We start from the raw sequence: 18,660 nt of genomic DNA, 5'->3' as shown, positions 1-18,660 counted from the left end.
CCCAAGAAAACGGGTTCTCACGGCTTCCGCTAACAGTCCCCTAATAATTCGGACTTACGTTCCTGCCCGTGACGCGACAAGAGGAGCAGGGCGACGCGGGCAGACGGGTGGGCCGGCGGTCGAGAGCGCTGAAGGCCGTCGGCCTCACTCTGGCGGGATTCCTGGTGCTGGGCGTGGCCGCGGCCGGCTACGCGTACTGGCACCTCAACAACAACATCAAGAGCGTCGACATCAACAGCGCGCTCGGCGACAACCGCCCGGCGGAGGCGGTGACCACCCCGGCCGCGACCGCCTCGGCCGACGCCTCCCCGCTGCCCACCGGCGCCCTGAACATCCTGGTCCTCGGCTCCGACTCGCGCAGCGGCAAGGCCAACCAGGAGCTGGGCGGCGGCGACAGCTCCGGCGCCCGCTCCGACACCGCGATGGTGGTGCACATCGACGCCGGCCGGACGAAGGCGACCGTCGTCAGTATCCCGCGCGACACCCTCGTCACCCGCCCGTCCTGCCCGCTGTCCTCCGGCGGCTCCACGGCGGTGGCGTACAGCGCGATGTTCAACAGCGCCTACTCGGTGGGTGGTCCGGTGTGCGCGGTCAAGACCGTCGAGTCGATCACCGGCGTCCGCATGGACCACTACCTGGAGATCGACTTCTCCGGCTTCGCCAAGCTGGTCGACGCGCTCGGCGGGGTCACGGTCACCACCGACCAGGACATCGACGACGACAGAAGCCATCTGCACCTCAAGGCCGGCACCCACCACCTGGACGGCACCCAGGCCCTGGCCCTCGCCCGCACCCGGCACGGCATAGGCGACGGCAGCGACCTCGGCCGCATAGGCCTCCAGCAGAAGCTGGTGAAGGCCCTGCTGGAGCAGATGGCCGACACCGACCTCCTCGCCGACCCGACCAAGCTCTACCAGGTCGCCGACGCGGTGACCGCCAGCCTCACCACGGACACCGGCCTGGACTCCCTCGGTGAACTGATGAAGCTCGGCCAGAGCCTGAAGGGCCTCACCGCCGACCGGGTGAAGACGGTGATGATGCCGGTCGTCACGGCACCCTCCGACGCCAACCGGGTGGTGGCGAAGGAACCGGCGGCGAGCGAACTGTGGGCGTCGCTGCGCTGAGCGGCACCACCGGCAGTACAACCATGGGGGTGGCCGGTGAGTCTCCTGCGGTGACCAAGTCGCCGTACATCTGGGGGTTTTCCGGTGTTCTCGTTGCGTTCGCACGCCCGTTGGGCGCTTCCGCTGGCCCTGGGCCTCACCGCCCTCGGGGCCGCCGTACCGCAGGCGTCCGCGACGAAGACGGCCGCGCCCGTCCGCGACGACTTCAACGGCGACGGCTACCCCGACCTCGCCGTCGGCGCCCCGCAGGCCACGATCGGGGGCAAGGCCAGGGCGGGCTACGTGACCGTGATGTACGGCGGCCCGCACGGCCTGTCCACCAGCCACCGCACGATCATCAGCCGTGCCACGTCCGGCATCCCGGGCAGCCCGGCCAAGGGCGGGGTCTTCGGCTTCCAGCTGTCCAAGGGCGACCTGGACGGCGACGGGTACGCGGACCTGGTCGTCGGCTCCACGTCCGGTGACGCGGTCGTGGTGTGGGGCGGGCCACGCGGACTGTCCGGCGGTACGTCGGTCCCCGCCGCCGACACCCAGACCGGCGACTTCGACGGCGACGGGCGGCTGGACCTGGCCCTGTTCCGCACGACCTTCTCCGGCGGCGACGACCCGGCCGGCACCACCGCCACCCTCTGGAAGGGCCCGCTCAAGCGCACCGGCACCCCGGCCGCCAAGACCCCCCTGGACCCCGGCCACCTCCAGTACATCGACATCCAGGACGGCGCCACCGGCGACCTCAACGGCGACGGCCGCGACGACCTCGCGCTCACCTCGTACTGCGGCGACGGAAGCCACTGCACCGACGTGTACCTCAGCACCCCCTCGGGCTTCGCCCCGTCCGTCGACTTCCCCGGGGACCGCGCGGCGGCCATCGGGGACGTCAACGGCGACGGCGTCGACGACCTCGTCATCGGCCGCGCCGAGGACGAGGAGATCTGGGTGGCGTACGGCTCGGCCGCGGGCCTGGGCGCCCCGGACACCTGGAAGTCGTACACGCAGAACACCCCCGGCGTCCCGGGCGCCCTGGAGGAGAACGACATGTTCGGCCGCTCGGTCGCCGTCGGCGACATCACCGGCGACGGCATCGACGACGTGGCGGTCGGCGTGCCCGGCGAGAACCAGGACGAGGGCGTGGTCGACGTGCTGCGCGGCAGCCGCTCCGGCCTGACCGGCACCGGCGCGCAGGCCTTCACCCAGAACACCAAGGGCGTCCCCGGCACCGCCGAGGTCAACGACGCCTTCGGCTACACGGTCGGCCTGGTCGACATCGACGGCAACGGACACGCCGACCTGGCCGCCTCCGCGCCGAACGAGGACGCGGGCAACGGCGCGGTCTGGGTCCTGCGCGGCCGCCCCACGGGCGTGGTCACGGACGCGGCCCTCGTCTTCGGCGGCAAGGCGGTCGCAGCGCCGTACACGAAGGCGGGATTCGGGTCCGAGCTGAAGTAGCGGCGCCGCACGCCCCCGGAAAAAATTTCTTCGAGGAATTTCCGGGAGCGTGTCGATCCGGGTGTCTCCCGATCGACGCATGGGTGAGCGGCGGGGACGGACCCCGCCGCACCGACCGAAGGAGTCACCATGCCCCGCTATCTGTCGCTCGTGCGCATCGACGAGGCCTCCGCCCCCGCCGAGGGCCCCAGCGAGGAGCTGATGCAGCGGATGGGCCGGCTGATCGAGGAGGTCACCAAGGCCGGGGTCATGCTCGACACCGCCGGCCTGACCCCCTCCGCCCAGGGCACCACCGCGCGCTGGGAGGGCGGGAAGATCTCCGTCACCGACGGGCCCTTCACCGAGTCCAAGGAGGTCGTCGGCGGCTACGCGATCATGCAGTGCAAGGACATGGCCGAGGCCCTGGAGTGGACCAAGCGGTTCCTCCAGGTCCACGAGGAGTTCTGGACCGTCACCTGCGAGGTGCGGGAGATCGCCGAGGGCTGAGCGGTCCTTGGCCCAGGGCCGTCCGGGGGTGTTGCATGGTGGGCTGTGGAAGCACAGCCCACCGCGGCACAGCCCACCGCGGCACAGCCCACCGCGGCACAGCCGACCGCGGCGCACACGATCGAGACCGTCTTCCGGCTGGAGTCCCCCCGGGTCGTCGCCGGCGTCGCCCGGATCGTGCGGGACGTCGGCATCGCCGAGGAACTGGCGCAGGACGCGCTGGTCGCGGCGCTGGAGCGGTGGCCCAGGGACGGTGTGCCCGACAACCCCGGCGCCTGGCTCATGGCCACCGCGCGGCACCGCGCCGTCGACCTGGTCCGGCGCCGCGAGACCTACGCCCGCAAGCTCGCCGAGATCGGCCGGGACCTGGAGACCACGGCCCCGGCGTCGTACGACGAGCCCGCCGACCCGGACGACATCGACGACGACCTGCTGCGGCTGGTCTTCACCACCTGCCATCCGGTGCTGTCCCCGGAAGCCCGCACCGCGCTCACCCTGCGCCTGCTCGGCGGCCTGACCACGGCCGAGATCGCCCGGGCCTACCTGGTCCCGGAGCCGACGATCGCCCAGCGCATCGTCCGGGCGAAAAAGACGCTCGCCACGAAGAACGTCGCCTTCGAGGTGCCGTACGGCCCCGACCGCGAGGCCCGCCTCGGCTCCGTCCTGGACGTCATCTACCTGATCTTCAACGAGGGATACGCGGCCACCGCCGGGGACGACCTGCTGCGCCCCGGCCTGTGCGAGGACGCCCTGCGCCTGGCCCGGGTGCTCTCGGCCCTGATGCCCAAGGAGCCCGAGGTGCACGCCCTGACCTCGCTCCTGGAGTTCCAGGCCTCCCGCACCGCCGCCCGCACCGGCCCCGACGGCACACCGGTGCTCCTGAAGGACCAGAACCGCCGCCGCTGGAACCGCATGCTCGTCGCCCGCGGCATCCGGGCCCTCGACCGCGCCGACGCCACCGCCACCGGCGCCCCCGGCCGCTACGCCCTCCAGGCCGCCATCGCCGCCTGCCACGCGCACGCGTACTCCTACGAGGAGACCGACTGGCGGACCATCGCCACCCTGTACGGCCTGCTCGCCTCCCGCGCCCCGTCCCCGGTCGTCGAGCTGAACCGCGCCGTCGCCGTGTCGATGGCCGAGGGCCCGGCCGAGGGTCTGAAGCTGGTCGACGCCCTGACCGCCGAACCCGCCCTGCGCGACTACCACCTGCTGCCCAGCGTGCGCGGCGACCTGCTGGCGCGGCTGGGGCGCACCGCCGAGGCGCGCGAGGAGTTCGCACGGGCAGCGGGGCTGGCGCGCAACGAGAGCGAGCGCCGGCTGTTGCGGGCGAAACTGCGTTCCCTTCCTGGTCAGTGAGGGTTTACAGCGGCTGTGCGGGGGCGCCGATCAGCATGGTCGGGGCCCCCGCGACCCGGGTCAGGAACACGGTCGCCGCGTGGGGTCCCTGCGGCTTGACCTTCCGGCGCAGTTCCTCCGGTTCCACCGCCGACCCCCGCTTCTTCACGGTCAGCGTGCCGACCTCCCGCTCCCGCAGCAGGGCCTTCAACTTCTTGACGTTGAAGGGGAGTCGGTCGGTGATCTCGTAGGCCGAGGCGTAGGGCGTCGGGCGCAGTTCGTCGGACGTGACGTACGCGATGGTCTCGTCGACCAGGCCGCCGCCGACCTCCTCGGCCACCTCCGCGACCAGATGGGCACGGATGACGGCGCCGTCGGGCTCGTACAAGTACCTTCCGACCGGGCGTACCCGGGGATCGGGCAGCCCCCGGCCGAGCAGCGTGCGCGGGCCGGGCAGCAGCGTGGCCCGCACGCTTCCCGGCGTCCCGGCCCCGAACCACAGCACCGCCTCTTTCACGTCCCCACCGTCCGAGATCCACTCGGCCTCGGCCTCGGCGGGAATCGCCTCGTGCGGGATGCCGGGGGCGATCTTCAGGGCGGCGCGGGGAGCGGCGAGGGCCGTGGCGACCGCCCAGGACAGGGGCGGTGAGTAGGCCTCCGGGTCGAAGATCCTGCCCCGCCCGCCCCGGCGCGCCGGGTCCACGAACACGGCGTCGTAGCCCGCCGTGTCCACCTCCGTGACGTCCGCCTCCCGCACCTCGATCAGCCCGGCGAGCCCCAGCGCCTCGGCGTTCGCCCGGGCCGCGGCCGCCGTCAGCGGATCCCGGTCCACGGCCAGCACCCGGATCCCGGCCCGGGCCAGCGCGATCGCGTCGCCGCCGATCCCGCAGCACAGGTCGGCGACCGAGGTCACGCCCAGCTCCCGCATACGGCCCGCCCGGTACGCCGCCACGCTCGCCCGGGTCGACTGCTCGACCCCGTTCGGCGTGAAGTACATCCGCCGCGCGTCCTCGGCCCCGAACTTCGCCACCGCCCGCTGCCGCAGCCGGGCCTGCCCCAGCGCCGCCGACACCAGTTCGGCGGGGTGCTCGCGGCGCAGCCGGGTGGCGACGGCCAGCTCCTGTGCGGGGTCGGTGTCGCGCACCTCGTCGAGGAGGGCGCGGCCTTCGGGGGTGAGGAGAAGGGCGAGGTCGTTCACCGGGTCATTGTGGGCCAGTCGGTGGATGGTGCGCCTCCGGCGGCGGTGTCGGACCGGGTTCGGGGCCCGGGGCTGGAAGGATCCGACGCCATGCGAGTAGTAGTACAAAATGACAAAAGTCGGGCACGGCTTCCGAAGCTCGCCCTCCGCTGCGCGGCAGCCGCGCTGGCCTCCACCGCCCTTCTCTCCGGCTGTGCCGCCCTCGGCTCGGACCCCGGAGCCCAGGGCGCCCCCGGCCAGGGCGGCCACGGCGGCCACGGCGGGCCGGTGGACCCGCAGGCCCGCCTCGCCGCCGAACATGCCCGCCTGGTCGCCGCCGCCCGGCACTGGAACCTCGACGAGGTCCCGCTGAGACCCCCTGCGCCACCGGCGAGGAAGCCGAAGATCACCGCGCGCGACGGCTTCGAGGTGGACGGCCAGGAGGAGGAGAACCTGCCGCCGGTCTTCACCACCGTCCCCACCAGGCAGAAGGTCGTCTTCCTCACCATCGACGACGGCGCCGAGAAGGACCCGGCGTTCCTGCGCATGATGAGCGACCTGAAGATCCCCTACACGGCCTTCCTCAGCAACTACCTCGTCAAGGACGACTACGGCTACTTCCGCCGGATGCAGTCCGAGGGGCACACCCTCAACAACCACACCCTCACCCACCCCTACCTGCCCGGACTCTCCTACGAGGAGCAGAAGGACGAGATCTGCGGCATGCAGGCCGTCATGAAGCGGCGGTTCGGCAAGGCACCGACCGTCTTCCGCCCGCCCTACGGCAACTACAACGGCGACACCCTGCGCGCCGCCAAGTCCTGCGGGATCAAGTACGCGCCGATCTGGGACGAGGAGGTCTTCGTCGACCACTGGGAGTACCGCGAGGACGACAAGAACCTGCACCCCGGCGACATCGTGCTCACCCACTTCCGCGGCCGCGAAGACTGGGACGGCACGATGGTCGACGACATGCGCCGCTTCCTGAACAAGGTCACGCGCGAGGGGTACGCCGTGGCACGCCTGGAGGACTACCTGTGAGGCGCCGGGCGCGACCGGGGCGCGGTCCGGGAGGGGTACGGGCCGGGCTGGCCGCCGTACTCGCCTCGGCCCTCCTCCTCACCGGCTGCGCCCAGTCGGTCGACCCCATCGAACGCCTCGGCAAACGCGCGGCCCAAGGCGTACGGCAGCCGAGCCCGGCCGGCAGCCAGGCGTACCGCCGCTGGGGCTTGGCCGCCCCGCTCGCCGCCCCGCCCCGCCACCCGGCCCGCCACCCGACGGCCCACCGGGCGGGCGCCTTCCCGCCCCGGGTCGTGGACCACGTCGCCACCACCGACAAGGTCGTCTTCCTCACCTACGACGACGGCGCCGAACGCGACCCGCGCTTCGTCGACATGGTCCGCGACCTCCGGCTGCCGGTCAGCTTCTTCCTCACCGACAGCGTCGTCGGCCCCGGCTACGGCCACTTCGCCCGCCTGCGCGCCGTCGGCGCCGACATCGAGAACCACACCCTCGACCACCCGGCGATGCCCGGACTGCCGTACGCCGGCCAGCGCGCCGAGATCTGCGGCCAGCAGGACAAACTCAGGTCCCGCTTCGGCATCCGCCCCCGCCTCTTCCGCCCGCCCTACGGCACGTACGACACCACCACCCTGCGCGCGGCCGCCGACTGCGGCATCTCCACACTCGTCCTGTGGCGCGCCGCCATGACCTCCGACGGCATCGCCTACGCCCACGGAGAGCGCCACCTGCGCCCGGGCGACATCGTCCTGGTCGGCCCCGACGAGGCCACCGGCCCCACCCTGAAGGAACGCACGGCGCGCCTGCTGCGCCGCGTCCAGGCAAGGGGACTTACGGTGGGCCGCCTTGAGGACTACCTGTAACGGTTCTTCGGCAACGGTTCTTTTCAGCGCCGTCCGCGTCAACCAGCCCGTCCGGCGTTTGAGGACGAGGCCGTTCAGGCCGATTTCTCCGCCGACGCGCCGCAGGCGTTGGCACTCCGCTTGACCGAGTGCTAATCACGGTCATAGTCTCGGCTCTGGCACTCGGCAGATGAGAGTGCCAAATACGCGACGGGCAGGTCCGGCACCCGCGACGACGGATCCACCTGGTCGCCACCTCAGACAGTTAACCCCGTGAGATCTCCGAAGGGGGAGGTCGGATCGTGACGACCACCAGCTCCAAGGTTGCCATCAAGCCGCTCGAGGACCGCATCGTGGTCCAGCCGCTCGACGCCGAGCAGACCACCGCCTCTGGCCTGGTCATCCCGGACACCGCGAAGGAGAAGCCCCAGGAGGGCGCTGTCCTCGCCGTGGGCCCGGGTCGCTTCGAGAACGGCGAGCGCCTTCCGCTCGACGTCAAGGTCGGCGACATCGTCCTGTACAGCAAGTACGGCGGCACCGAGGTGAAGTACAACGGCGAGGAGTACCTCGTCCTCTCGGCTCGCGACGTCCTCGCGATCATCGAGAAGTAATCACCTCGAGCACTCAGTTGCTCCCAGCTGCGCCCCTGGCCCCCGCGACCATCTGAGAAGCCGGGCGCCCGGGGCGCAGTTCTTTTTTCACCCACAGATTTCGAGAGGGCTCCCGCTGTCATGGCGAAGATCCTGAAGTTCGACGAGGACGCCCGTCGCGCCCTCGAGCGCGGCGTCAACAAGCTGGCCGACACGGTGAAGGTGACGATCGGCCCCAAGGGCCGCAACGTCGTCATCGACAAGAAGTTCGGCGCCCCCACCATCACCAACGACGGTGTCACGATCGCCCGTGAGATCGAGGTCGAGGACCCGTACGAGAACCTCGGCGCCCAGCTGGTGAAGGAGGTGGCGACCAAGACCAACGACATCGCTGGTGACGGCACCACCACCGCCACCGTGCTCGCCCAGGCGCTGGTCCGCGAGGGCCTGAAGAACGTCGCCGCCGGTGCCTCCCCGGCCGCCCTGAAGAAGGGCATCGACGCGGCCGTCGCCGCCGTCTCCGAGGACCTCCTCGCCTCGGCCCGCCCGATCGAGGAGAAGTCCGACATCGCCGCCGTCGCCGCGCTGTCCGCCCAGGACCAGCAGGTCGGCGAGCTGATCGCCGAGGCGATGGACAAGGTCGGCAAGGACGGTGTCATCACCGTCGAGGAGTCCAACACCTTCGGTCTGGAGCTGGACTTCACCGAGGGCATGGCCTTCGACAAGGGCTACCTGTCGCCGTACTTCGTGACGGACCAGGAGCGCATGGAGGCCGTCCTGGAGGACCCGTACATCCTCATCAACCAGGGCAAGATCTCCTCCATCCAGGACCTGCTGCCGCTGCTGGAGAAGGTCATCCAGTCGGGTGCCTCCAAGCCGCTGCTGATCATCGCCGAGGACCTCGAGGGCGAGGCCCTGTCGACCCTGGTCGTCAACAAGATCCGCGGCACCTTCAACGCGGTCGCGGTCAAGGCCCCCGGCTTCGGTGACCGCCGCAAGGCGATGCTGGAGGACATGGCGGTCCTCACCGGCGCCACGGTCATCTCCGAGGAGGTCGGCCTCAAGCTCGACCAGGCCGGCCTGGACGTGCTGGGCTCCGCCCGCCGCGTGACGGTCACCAAGGACGACACGACCATCGTCGACGGTGCCGGCGACACCTCGGCCGTCCACGGCCGCGTCGCCCAGATCAAGGCCGAGATCGAGAACACCGACTCCGACTGGGACCGCGAGAAGCTCCAGGAGCGCCTTGCGAAGCTGGCCGGCGGCGTGTGCGTGATCAAGGTCGGCGCCGCCACCGAGGTGGAGCTGAAGGAGAAGAAGCACCGTCTGGAGGACGCCATCTCCGCGACCCGCGCCGCGGTCGAGGAGGGCATCGTCTCCGGTGGTGGCTCCGCGCTGGTCCACGCCGTCAAGGTCCTGGAGGGCAACCTCGGCAAGACCGGCGACGAGGCCACGGGTGTCGCGGTCGTCCGCCGCGCCGCCGTCGAGCCGCTGCGCTGGATCGCCGAGAACGCCGGCCTCGAGGGCTACGTCATCGTCTCCAAGGTGGCGGAGCTGGAGAAGGGCAACGGCTACAACGCCGCCTCCGGCGAGTACGGCGACCTGGTCAAGGCCGGCGTCATCGACCCGGTCAAGGTCACCCGCTCCGCCCTGGAGAACGCCGCCTCCATCGCCTCCCTGCTGCTCACGACCGAGACCCTGGTCGTCGAGAAGAAGGAAGAGGAGCCGGCCGAGGCGGGCCACGGCCACGGTCACGGCCACTCCCACTGAGGCACCTCAGCACTGAGGCCCGGCACCCCCTCGGGGTGCCGGGCCTTCGCGTTCCGTCCTAGGTCTCCAGCGCGTCCAGCGCGCCCAACTGCCCCAGCAGCCCGAGCCGGTCGTACTGCCACCAGCCCTCGAGGATCTTGCCGTCGCGGTCGAACCGGAAGACGGTCGTCCCGGTCATCGACACCTGGCGGCCGGTGTTGGGCAGGCCCATGAACTCGTCCTTCTGGATGCCGTTCCAGCTCCAGCGGGTGCAGACCCGGTCCACCTGGGTGATCTGGTCCTCGATGGTGAACGTGAAGTCGAAGGCGCGCCGCCACATCTCGATCTCACGCCGCATGTTGTCCAGCCCGAGCGTGTCCTGCTCATTGGCCGGATCGTGGTCGTGGTAGTGCTCCGCGATCAGGTCGTTCAGCGCGGGCAACGGCCCCTGGAGCGCGACGGTGTCGAAGAACCGGCGCGCCTGGGCCGCGTACAACGGCTCGTCACGCACCACGTCCAGGTCCGTGAACGTCGGCATCTCGTCGCACAGGGCGACCAGCTCCCGGTAGATCCGGTCGGTCTCCGGCAGGTTCGAGTTCCGCATCGCCTCCTCGTACGACGGGAACTCCACGATCTCGATGACGTGCGACGCGTCCGATCGGTCCTTGCCGACCACCGCGTGCGTCGCGGTCCGCTTCCCCTTGGTCTGTTCGACCCACTGGTCCATCAGCCGGTTCATCTCGTCGAGCCGGCTGGTCCTGCAATCGATGAGCTGTACGAACGTCATGGCGCCGCCTCCCGGCCCCCTGGGTCCGGATCCGTCAGGCCCATTTTCCCACCGGAACGCGGACGCCACCCGTCCTACTGGGGCCCGTACTTGCGGCCCGTCTTCGAGCTGATGCCGCCCATCAGCCCGCGCGGGGCGACCTTCACCAGTCCCATCAGCGCCTTGTACCGGGGGTCCGGGATGGACAGCGTCTTCCCGCGCGCGAGGTCGGCCAGGGCCGCCGCGACCAGCTTGTCCGCGTCCAGCCACATCCAGCCCGGGATGTTGTCCGTGCCCATCCCGGCCCGCTCGTGGAACTCGGTGCGCACGAAGCCGGGGCACAGCGCCATCAGCCGCACGCCGCTGCCCGCCAGGTCCTTCGCCGCGCCCTGGGTGAACTGCACGACCCAGGCCTTCGAGGCGCCGTAGGTGCCCCGGGGCACGAAGGCCGCCACCGAGGCGACGTTCACCACCCCGCCGCGCCCGCGCTCCCGCATCGCCTCGGACGCCGCCGACGTCAGCCGCAGCACCGCCTCGCAGTGCACCTTGAGCATCCGCAGCTCGTCGGCCATGGACACTTCGAGATAGCGGCCCTTGTTGCCGAAGCCGGCGTTGTTGATCAGCAGGTCGACCGGGTTCTTCCGGTCGCCGAGCCGGTCGGCCACCGCCTCGATACCCTTGTCCTCGGCGAGGTCGGCGCTCAGCACCTCGGCCTCGATGCCGTGCCGGTCGTGCAGCTCGGTCGCCTGCTCGCGCAGCCGTCTGCCGTCCCGGGCCACCAGGACGAGGTCATGCCCGTCAGCCGCCAGCCGCCGCGCGAACGCGGCACCGATTCCCGCGGTCGATCCCGTAATCAGAGCCGTTGTCATGGCCCAAGGGTAGTGACCCGGACCGACACAGTCCGCTGACGGTGACGGCTCTTCAGCGGTCCTGTCCGGCGACGTACTTGCGGGCCGTGGCCAGCGTCTCGGAGTGCAGCGCCTCGCCCGCCACTAGCAGCTGCGGCAGCAGCTCCCGCTCGGTGGTGACCGCGCGGAACTGCATGGCCACCGTCACCGAGTGGTCCGGCCGGTGCACGATCTCGATCGGATCGCCCGCCCGGATCTCACCCGGTTCGATCACCCGCAGGTAGGCACCCGTCGCGCCCTTCTGGGTGAACCTCTTCACCCAGCCCCGCTCGCCCAAATGGCCCTGGAACGTACGGCACGGGATCCGCCCCGACGTCACCTCCAGCACCACCTCGGACCCGATCCGCCAGCGCTCGCCGATCAGCGCCCCGGACACGTCCAGACCCTCCGTCGTGAGGTTCTCGCCGAAGCAGCCATCGGCCAACGGCCTGTCCAGCTCCCGCTCCCAGTCGTCGAGGTCCTCGCGCGCGAAGGCGTACACCGCCTGGTCGTAGCCGCCGTGGTGGCGCAGCTCGCACACCGCGTCCCCGGCCAGCCCGCTCCCGCCGACCCCCTTGGGCCCGGGAGCCGCCACCCGCACCGGCCCGTCCGCCGGCCGCTTGTCGATGCCGGTCACACCCTCCGCCTGGTCCGTGTACGGCACCGGCTGCGGGCTGCCCAGATTGACCGAGAGAAGCTTCATGCTCCGACGGTACGGGACCGCACCCCAAAGCGTCGACGCAATATGCGGCGCCAGGTCCAAGTCAGGCTTATGCTCGGGGGGTGATCGAGGCCCGTCATCTCCGCGTCCTGCGCGCCGTCGCCACCACCGGATCCTTCTCGGCGGCCGGGCGCGAGCTGGGCTGCACCCAGCCCGCCGTCAGTCAGCAGATGAAGGCACTCGAAACCTCGGTCGGCACCCCGCTGCTGGTCCGCAGCGGCCGCGAGATGCGCCTGACCCAGGCCGGCGAGGCCCTGGTCCGGCACGCCTCCGGGATCCTCGCCGGGCTCACCGCTGCCGAGGAGGAGGTCGCCGCCATCGCGGGCCTGAGGGCCGGCCGGGTCCGGCTGGTCTCCTTCCCGAGCGGCAGCTCCACCCTGGTCCCCACCGCCCTGGCCGCCCTGCGCGCCGCCCACCCCGGCACCCGCGTCTCCCTGGAGGAGGCCGAGCCCCCGAAGTCCGTCGAACTGCTGCGCGAGGGCGACTGCGACCTGGCGCTCGCTTTCCGTTACGAGGGAGCCGCGGTCGCCGAGGAGTGGGACGACCTCGTCGTACGGCCCCTGCTGACCGACCGTCTGGTCGCCCTGGTGCCCGAACGGCACCGGCTCGCGCGCGCGGAGTCCGTCGCCATCGGGGAGTTGGCCCGGGAGCCCTGGATCGCGGGCTGCCCGCGCTGCCGCGGCCAGCTGGTGCAGGTGTGCGAGAGCGCCGGCTTCACGCCCCGCATCGACTTCGCCACCGACGACTATCCGGCGGTGGTCGGCCTGGTCGGCGCGGGCCTCGGCGTCGCCGTGCTGCCGCAGCTCGCGGTGGAGTCGGTACGGCCCCGGGGAGTGCGCACGGTGGCGCTGGAACCCGCGGTACGACGGCAGATCGTCGCTCTCACCCTGCCCGACCTGGCCCAGGTGCCGGCCGTGGCGGCGACGCTGGAGCAACTGGCCCGGGCGGCCGGGCGGCAGTAACGCCGGTGACGGGCTCCTCTCAAGGGGCACGGGCACACGTACGTGTGCCCGGGTGCGCAGCTATTCGCATATTCGTAGTTACTGCAGAAACGTTCCTTCAGGCGTGCGGTGCGGTGCCCCCGCTGGTGGTCGATGCCGACACCAGGCGGTTGCGCGCCCGCCCCATCAACTCTTCGCGCTCGTCCTCGGTCAGGCCGCCCCAGACGCCGTACGGCTCGCGCACCGCCAGCGCGTGCGCCGCGCACTCCGCACGGACCGGGCACCTCATGCAGACCTCCTTGGCCGAGTTCTCGCGAGCGCTCCGAGCCGCCCCGCGCTCGCCCTCCGGGTGGAAGAAGAGCGAGCTGTCCACCCCGCGGCAGGCAGCGAGCAACTGCCAGTCCCACAGGTCCGCGTTCGGTCCGGGAAGGCGGGAGAAATCTGCCATTACGTGACCCCTTGTAGCCGTGCTGGGCGGATACGGTGCCATCGACCGTACATCTCCGGTCTAAGGAGATGAAAATATGACTCATTGCGAATCTAGCTCCAGACACTGAGAAACGGGAGCAAAAACGGCTAAATGGGGCATAGGTTGTGATGAAAAGTTGAGGGTCCGTTGGGCATGTCTGCACCGTGTCGACGCCCTCACGTAGAGTGCCGAAGACGGCACGCAGCCCCGTAACTCTTTCGAGTGACCGTCGTTGAGAGTGCGGAGGCGGTTGAAAACACAAGCGCTCGGGCAGGCGTCCGAGACGGTCGACCGCACAGGTGACGATTCCGTACCAGCCTGGAGGCTCAAGGTGACGCGCATCAGCTGCGGAGGGCGGTCATGACATCCGTCCTCGTCTGCGACGACTCCCCGCTTGCCCGAGAGGCGCTCCGCCGCGCGGTCGCGACCGTGCCCGGCGTCGAGCGCGTGACGACGGCGGCCAACGGCGAGGAAGTCCTCCGCCGCTGGGGCGCCGACCGCTCCGATCTCATCCTGATGGACGTGCGCATGCCCGGCCTGGGCGGCGTCGAGACCGTGCGCCGGCTGCTGTCCGCCGACCCGGGCGCGCGCATCATCATGCTGACCGTCGCCGAGGACCTGGACGGAGTGGCCCTCGCGGTCGCCGCCGGCGCCCGGGGCTACCTGCACAAGGACGCCTCGCGCGCGGAGCTGCGGGCCACGGTCACGCAGGCCCTCGCCGACCCGACCTGGCGTCTCGCCCCCCGCCGCCTCCGCTCGGCCGAGATGGGCGCCGCGCCCACCCTCACCGCGCGCGAGATCCAGGTGCTGGAGGGCATGAGTCACGGCCGCTCCAACGCCGAGATCGGCCGCGAGCTGTTCCTCTCCGAGGACACGGTCAAGACCCACGCCCGCCGCCTCTTCAAGAAGCTCGGCGCCTCGGACCGCGCCCACGCGGTGGCCCTGGGCTTCCGCTGGGGCCTGGTCCGCTAGCACCCGCACTGGGAGAGCCGGCCGCAGGCACGCAGCCTCCGGCCCGGCTCACCAGTGGTGGCTGCCCATGGGCGGGTCGAGGTGGGGTGAGTGGTGGATCCGTCCCGCCCGGAATCCTGGGTCACCTGTCTGACCTGCTGCTTTGCTCTGCACCCGCGGGGACGGATCCACCACTCGTCCTCGTGCGGGGGTCACCGGAGTGCGCGCGGTGCTCGTTTCGGCGCGGATGCCGCATCCTTGAGATGTGGAGTCTCTCGGGGACAAGTCGGTCGAGCGGAAGGGGAGGGCGCAGGGGATGAGTGCCGGCGCACCTGCTCATAACGCTTCGGTGCACAACCACGAGCACGATGCGACGGACCGGACGGCCGCAGTGCACCATGGACCGATGCGCGACGACGAGGCGGGCACGGCCCCAGGGGCGATCGGTGCGCTCGTGCATCGTGCCGTCGACGGGGACGAGCAGGCCACGCACGATCTGCTCGCCCATGTGCACCCCTTGGCGCTGCGCTACTGCCGGACCCGGCTGTCCCGGCTCCCCGGCGACGCTCGCCACTTCGTGGAGGACCTGGCCCAGGAGGTCTGCGTCGCCGTCCTCCTCGCCCTGCCGCGCTACCGCGACACCGGCCGCCCGTTCGAGGCCTTCGTCTTCGCCATCGCCTCGCACAAGGTCGCCGACCTCCAGCGCGCCGCGATGCGCCACCCGGGCTCCACGGCCGTCCCCTCGGACGAGATGCCGGAGCGGCCCGACGACTCCCTCGGCCCCGAGGAGCGCGCCCTGCTCAGCAGCGACGCCGAGTGGGCCAAGAAGCTGCTGGCCAATCTCCCGGAGAACCAGCGCGAGCTGCTCCTGCTGCGTATCGCCGTGGGCTTGACCGCGGAGGAGACCGGGCAGATGTTGGGAATGTCACCCGGCGCCGTACGGGTGGCCCAGCATCGGGCGCTGAGCCGTCTGCGCGCGCTCGCCGAGCAGTAACTGCCCTGGGCGGAGCCTCGGTAGCTCCCTCTCTTGAACAGGCGCGCGTTCGTTTCCGTACGAACATACGAAGCCTGAAGTCACTCCGGACCGTGGAATTTGCTAGCCGTGCTTCCCGTTAGCATGGACATCCGCACCGATCAAGGCCATTTGGGGAAGGTGTCATGACTGCAAACGTCGACGGAGTGCCCGGAAAATTCGCGACACTCGGGCTGACCTACGACGACGTGCTGCTGCTGCCGGGCGCATCCGAGGTGCTCCCCAACGCGGTCGACACCTCGTCCCGCATCTCCCGCAATGTTCGGGTCAACATCCCGCTGCTGTCGGCGGCGATGGACAAGGTGACCGAGTCCCGCATGGCGATCGCGATGGCCCGGCTGGGCGGCGTCGGCGTGCTGCACCGCAACCTCTCCGTCGAGGACCAGGTCAACCAGGTCGACCTGGTGAAGCGGTCCGAGTCCGGCATGGTCACCGACCCGATCACGGTGCACCCGGAGGCCACGCTCGCCGAGGCGGACGCCCTGTGCGCCAAGTTCCGCATCAGCGGTGTCCCGGTCACCGACCCGGCCGGCAAGCTGCTGGGCATCGTCACCAACCGCGACATGGCCTTCGAGAGCGACCGCACGCGTCAGGTGCGCGAGGTCATGACCCCGATGCCGCTGGTCACCGGCAAGGTCGGCATCTCCGGGCCCGAGGCCATGGAGCTGCTGCGCAAGCACAAGATCGAGAAGCTTCCGCTGGTCGACGACGCGGGCGTCCTCAAGGGCCTGATCACGGTCAAGGACTTCGTCAAGGCCGAGAAGTACCCCAACGCCGCCAAGGACGCCGAGGGCCGCCTGCTCGTCGGTGCCGCCGTCGGCGCCAGCCCCGAGGCGCTGGAGCGTGCCCAGGCGCTCGCCGAGGCCGGTGTGGACTTCCTGGTCGTCGACACCTCGCACGGCCACAACAGCAACGCGCTCAGCTGGATGTCGAAGATCAAGTCCAGCGTGAACGTCGACGTGATCGGCGGCAACGTCGCCACCCGCGACGGCGCCCAGGCGCTCATCGACGCCGGTGTCGACGGCATCAAGGTGGGCGTCGGCCCGGGCTCGATCTGTACCACCCGCGTGGTCGCCGGCATCGGCGTCCCGCAGGTCACCGCCATCTACGAGGCCTCCCTCGCCGCCCGTCCGGCGGGCATCCCGCTGATCGGCGACGGTGGTCTGCAGTACTCCGGCGACATCGGCAAGGCGCTCGCCGCCGGTGCGGACACGGTCATGCTGGGCAGCCTCCTCGCCGGCTGCGAGGAGTCGCCGGGCGAGCTGCTGTTCATCAACGGCAAGCAGTTCAAGTCGTACCGCGGCATGGGCTCGCTCGGCGCCATGCAGTCCCGTGGCCAGGGCAGGTCGTACTCGAAGGACCGCTACTTCCAGGCCGAGGTGGCGTCCGACGACAAGCTCGTGCCCGAGGGCGTCGAGGGCCAGGTGCCCTACCGCGGCCCGCTCTCCAACGTGCTGCACCAGCTCGTCGGCGGCCTGCGCCAGACCATGGGCTACGTGGGCGCCGCCACCATCGAGGAGATGGAGTCCAAGGGCCGCTTCGTGCGGATCACCTCGGCGGGCCTGAAGGAGAGCCACCCGCACGACATCCAGATGACGGTCGAGGCGCCGAACTACAGCAGGCAGAAGTGACGCACACGCGCGCGTGAGGGCCGTACAGGCCGTGCAAGGGCGGTCCCGGAGCATCCGGGGCCGCCCTTGTCGTACCTGTCGGCGATACTGGAAGACGCTGCAATGCATCAGGGAAAGGCCAAGACGTGACTGAGATCGAGATCGGGCGCGGCAAGCGCGGCCGCCGGGCGTACGCCTTCGACGACATCGCCGTCGTCCCCAGCCGCCGTACGCGGGACCCGAAGGAGGTCTCGATCGCCTGGCAGATCGACGCCTACCGCTTCGAGCTGCCCTTCCTGGCCGCCCCCATGGACTCGGTCGTCTCCCCGGCCACCGCGATCCGTATCGGCGAGCTGGGCGGCCTCGGCGTGCTGAACCTCGAGGGCCTGTGGACGCGGTACGAGGACCCGCAGCCGCTGCTCGACGAGATCACCGAGCTGCCGTCCGAGGCGGCCACCCGGCGCCTCCAGGAGATCTACTCCGCCCCCATCAAGGAGGAGCTGATCGGCGCCCGCATCAAGGAGGTGCGCGACTCCGGCGTGGTCACGGCGGCCGCGCTCTCCCCGCAGCGCACCGCCCAGTTCTCCAAGGCGGTCGTGGACGCGGGCGTGGACATCTTCGTCATCCGCGGTACGACGGTCTCGGCGGAGCACGTCTCCGGTTCGCACGAGCCGCTGAACCTGAAGCAGTTCATCTACGAGCTGGACGTCCCGGTGATCGTCGGCGGCTGCGCCACCTACACCGCGGCCCTGCACCTGATGCGCACCGGCGCGGCCGGTGTCCTGGTCGGCTTCGGCGGCGGCGCCGCGCACACCACGCGCAACGTGCTCGGCATCCAGGTCCCGATGGCCACCGCGGTCGCCGACGTGGCCGCGGCCCGCCGCGACTACATGGACGAGTCCGGCGGCCGGTACGTGCACGTGATCGCGGACGGCGGTGTCGGCTGGTCCGGCGACCTCCCGAAGGCCATCGCCTGCGGCGCCGACTCGGTGATGATGGGCTCCCCGCTGGCCCGCGCCACGGACGCCCCCGGCAAGGGCCACCACTGGGGCATGGAGGCGGTCAACGAGGAGCTGCCCCGCGGCAAGAAGGTCGACCTCGGCACGGTCGGCACGATCGAGGAGATCCTCACGGGCCCGTCCCACACCCCGGACGGCTCCATGAACTTCTTCGGCGCCCTGCGACGGGCCATGGCCACGACCGGCTACAGCGAGCTGAAGGAGTTCCAGCGGGTGGAGGTCACGGTGGCGGACTCGCAGCATCGGCGGTAGTCCACGCGGCGTCATTCAGGGGCTCGGACCTGCGCGGTCCGGGCCCCTTCGCATGTCCAAGTGGCCCTGGCGGGGCGTGTATTGCACTTGAGGGGCGCATGGTTGCTTTTGGGGCGAATATGCCCTGAACGGACGTATCGAGGCGATAGTGTCCGTGGACGGCGACCCAGTTCACTGGGGCGCCCCCTTCCAAGGACAAGGTTCCGGACCCCGGCCCTCGGGGCCCGGCCCGAAACCCAAGC

At 70.9% G+C, this 18,660-nt stretch carries 18 protein-coding genes; 13 read left to right on the top strand and 5 right to left on the bottom strand.

Annotated features, from left to right (window positions below; all coding sequences use genetic code 11):
- Positions 1-68 precede the first annotated feature (68 nt).
- The 4 genes from BEK98_RS06815 to BEK98_RS06800 all read left to right on the top strand — a co-directional run bounded on the left by BEK98_RS06815 (position 69) and on the right by BEK98_RS06800 (position 4,412).
- The gene (locus tag BEK98_RS06815) at positions 69-1,124 is read left to right on the top strand and encodes an LCP family protein (RefSeq protein ID WP_208643032.1); all 1,056 of its coding nucleotides are present in this window, start codon (positions 69-71) and stop codon (positions 1,122-1,124) included.
- Positions 1,125-1,208: 84 nt separating this feature from the next.
- On the top strand, positions 1,209-2,570 hold the full coding sequence (locus BEK98_RS06810; protein WP_094215475.1) for an FG-GAP-like repeat-containing protein: 1,362 nt from the start codon (positions 1,209-1,211) through the stop codon (positions 2,568-2,570).
- A gap of 129 nt (positions 2,571-2,699) precedes the next feature.
- A complete protein-coding gene (locus BEK98_RS06805) occupies positions 2,700-3,056 on the top strand; it encodes a YciI family protein (RefSeq protein WP_094215474.1) in 357 nt (118 codons plus the stop codon).
- A gap of 45 nt (positions 3,057-3,101) precedes the next feature.
- Positions 3,102-4,412, top strand: a complete 1,311-nt coding sequence (locus BEK98_RS06800) for an RNA polymerase sigma factor (protein WP_094215473.1) — start codon at positions 3,102-3,104, stop codon at positions 4,410-4,412.
- A 4-nt stretch (positions 4,413-4,416) separates the two neighbouring features.
- Here BEK98_RS06800 and BEK98_RS06795 read toward each other — a convergent pair whose 3' ends face one another.
- A complete protein-coding gene (locus BEK98_RS06795) occupies positions 4,417-5,589 on the bottom strand; it encodes a THUMP-like domain-containing protein (protein WP_094215472.1) in 1,173 nt (390 codons plus the stop codon).
- 90 nt (positions 5,590-5,679) lie between these two features.
- Here BEK98_RS06795 and BEK98_RS06790 point away from each other — a divergent pair, with 90 nt between their 5' ends.
- The 4 genes from BEK98_RS06790 (at position 5,680) to groL (ending at position 9,790) form a co-directional block, all read left to right on the top strand.
- Positions 5,680-6,609 (top strand): polysaccharide deacetylase family protein, encoded by a 930-nt coding sequence (locus BEK98_RS06790; protein WP_208643031.1) that lies wholly within the window; start codon positions 5,680-5,682, stop codon positions 6,607-6,609.
- Entirely contained in the window at positions 6,606-7,451 is an 846-nt protein-coding gene (locus BEK98_RS06785; RefSeq protein WP_244201767.1) for a polysaccharide deacetylase family protein, read from the top strand. The genes BEK98_RS06790 and BEK98_RS06785 overlap by 4 nt, the downstream gene beginning before the upstream one ends.
- A 281-nt stretch (positions 7,452-7,732) precedes the next feature.
- Entirely contained in the window at positions 7,733-8,041 is a 309-nt protein-coding gene (gene groES / locus BEK98_RS06780; RefSeq protein WP_094215471.1) for a co-chaperone GroES, read from the top strand.
- A gap of 120 nt (positions 8,042-8,161) precedes the next feature.
- Positions 8,162-9,790 (top strand): chaperonin GroEL, encoded by a 1,629-nt coding sequence (groL, locus tag BEK98_RS06775; RefSeq protein ID WP_094215470.1) that lies wholly within the window; start codon positions 8,162-8,164, stop codon positions 9,788-9,790.
- A 58-nt stretch (positions 9,791-9,848) separates the two neighbouring features.
- Here the strand turns inward: groL and BEK98_RS06770 are convergent, their stop codons facing one another.
- The 3 genes from BEK98_RS06770 to BEK98_RS06760 all read right to left on the bottom strand — a co-directional run bounded on the left by BEK98_RS06770 (position 9,849) and on the right by BEK98_RS06760 (position 12,125).
- Positions 9,849-10,556: an ester cyclase gene (locus BEK98_RS06770; RefSeq protein WP_094215469.1), complete on the bottom strand. Its 708-nt coding sequence runs from the start codon at positions 10,554-10,556 to the stop codon at positions 9,849-9,851.
- A gap of 74 nt (positions 10,557-10,630) precedes the next feature.
- Positions 10,631-11,404, bottom strand: coding sequence for an SDR family NAD(P)-dependent oxidoreductase (locus BEK98_RS06765; protein ID WP_094215468.1), 774 nt, complete (start codon positions 11,402-11,404; stop codon positions 10,631-10,633).
- A 52-nt stretch (positions 11,405-11,456) separates the two neighbouring features.
- A complete protein-coding gene (locus BEK98_RS06760; protein ID WP_094215467.1) occupies positions 11,457-12,125 on the bottom strand; it encodes an MOSC domain-containing protein in 669 nt (222 codons plus the stop codon).
- Between the two features lie 80 nt (positions 12,126-12,205).
- Between BEK98_RS06760 and BEK98_RS06755 the strand changes: the two genes are divergently transcribed.
- Positions 12,206-13,105 carry a LysR family transcriptional regulator gene (locus tag BEK98_RS06755; RefSeq protein WP_094215466.1) on the top strand — a complete coding sequence of 300 codons (900 nt, stop codon included), beginning with the start codon at positions 12,206-12,208 and terminating at the stop codon, positions 13,103-13,105.
- Between the two features lie 97 nt (positions 13,106-13,202).
- On the opposite strand, the gene BEK98_RS06750 is transcribed toward BEK98_RS06755, so the two are convergent.
- Positions 13,203-13,532 (bottom strand): WhiB family transcriptional regulator, encoded by a 330-nt coding sequence (locus BEK98_RS06750; RefSeq protein ID WP_094215465.1) that lies wholly within the window; start codon positions 13,530-13,532, stop codon positions 13,203-13,205.
- A gap of 381 nt (positions 13,533-13,913) precedes the next feature.
- Here BEK98_RS06750 and BEK98_RS06745 point away from each other — a divergent pair, with 381 nt between their 5' ends.
- The 4 genes from BEK98_RS06745 to BEK98_RS06730 all read left to right on the top strand — a co-directional run bounded on the left by BEK98_RS06745 (position 13,914) and on the right by BEK98_RS06730 (position 18,418).
- The gene (locus tag BEK98_RS06745) at positions 13,914-14,525 is read left to right on the top strand and encodes a response regulator transcription factor (RefSeq protein WP_003948568.1); all 612 of its coding nucleotides are present in this window, start codon (positions 13,914-13,916) and stop codon (positions 14,523-14,525) included.
- A 385-nt stretch (positions 14,526-14,910) separates the two neighbouring features.
- The gene (locus BEK98_RS06740) at positions 14,911-15,498 is read left to right on the top strand and encodes a sigma-70 family RNA polymerase sigma factor (protein ID WP_094215743.1); all 588 of its coding nucleotides are present in this window, start codon (positions 14,911-14,913) and stop codon (positions 15,496-15,498) included.
- A 164-nt stretch (positions 15,499-15,662) separates the two neighbouring features.
- Entirely contained in the window at positions 15,663-17,168 is a 1,506-nt protein-coding gene (guaB, locus tag BEK98_RS06735; protein ID WP_094215464.1) for an IMP dehydrogenase, read from the top strand.
- Between the two features lie 125 nt (positions 17,169-17,293).
- On the top strand, positions 17,294-18,418 hold the full coding sequence (locus BEK98_RS06730; protein ID WP_094215463.1) for a GuaB3 family IMP dehydrogenase-related protein: 1,125 nt from the start codon (positions 17,294-17,296) through the stop codon (positions 18,416-18,418).
- Positions 18,419-18,660: the final 242 nt, after the last annotated feature.

The sequence above is a fragment of the Streptomyces diastatochromogenes genome (assembly GCF_002242805.1).
In the GTDB taxonomy this organism is placed as follows: domain Bacteria; phylum Actinomycetota; class Actinomycetes; order Streptomycetales; family Streptomycetaceae; genus Streptomyces; species Streptomyces diastatochromogenes.
The sequence above is the reverse complement of the archived record's forward strand: the minus strand, read 5'-3'. Positions and strand labels throughout refer to the sequence as shown.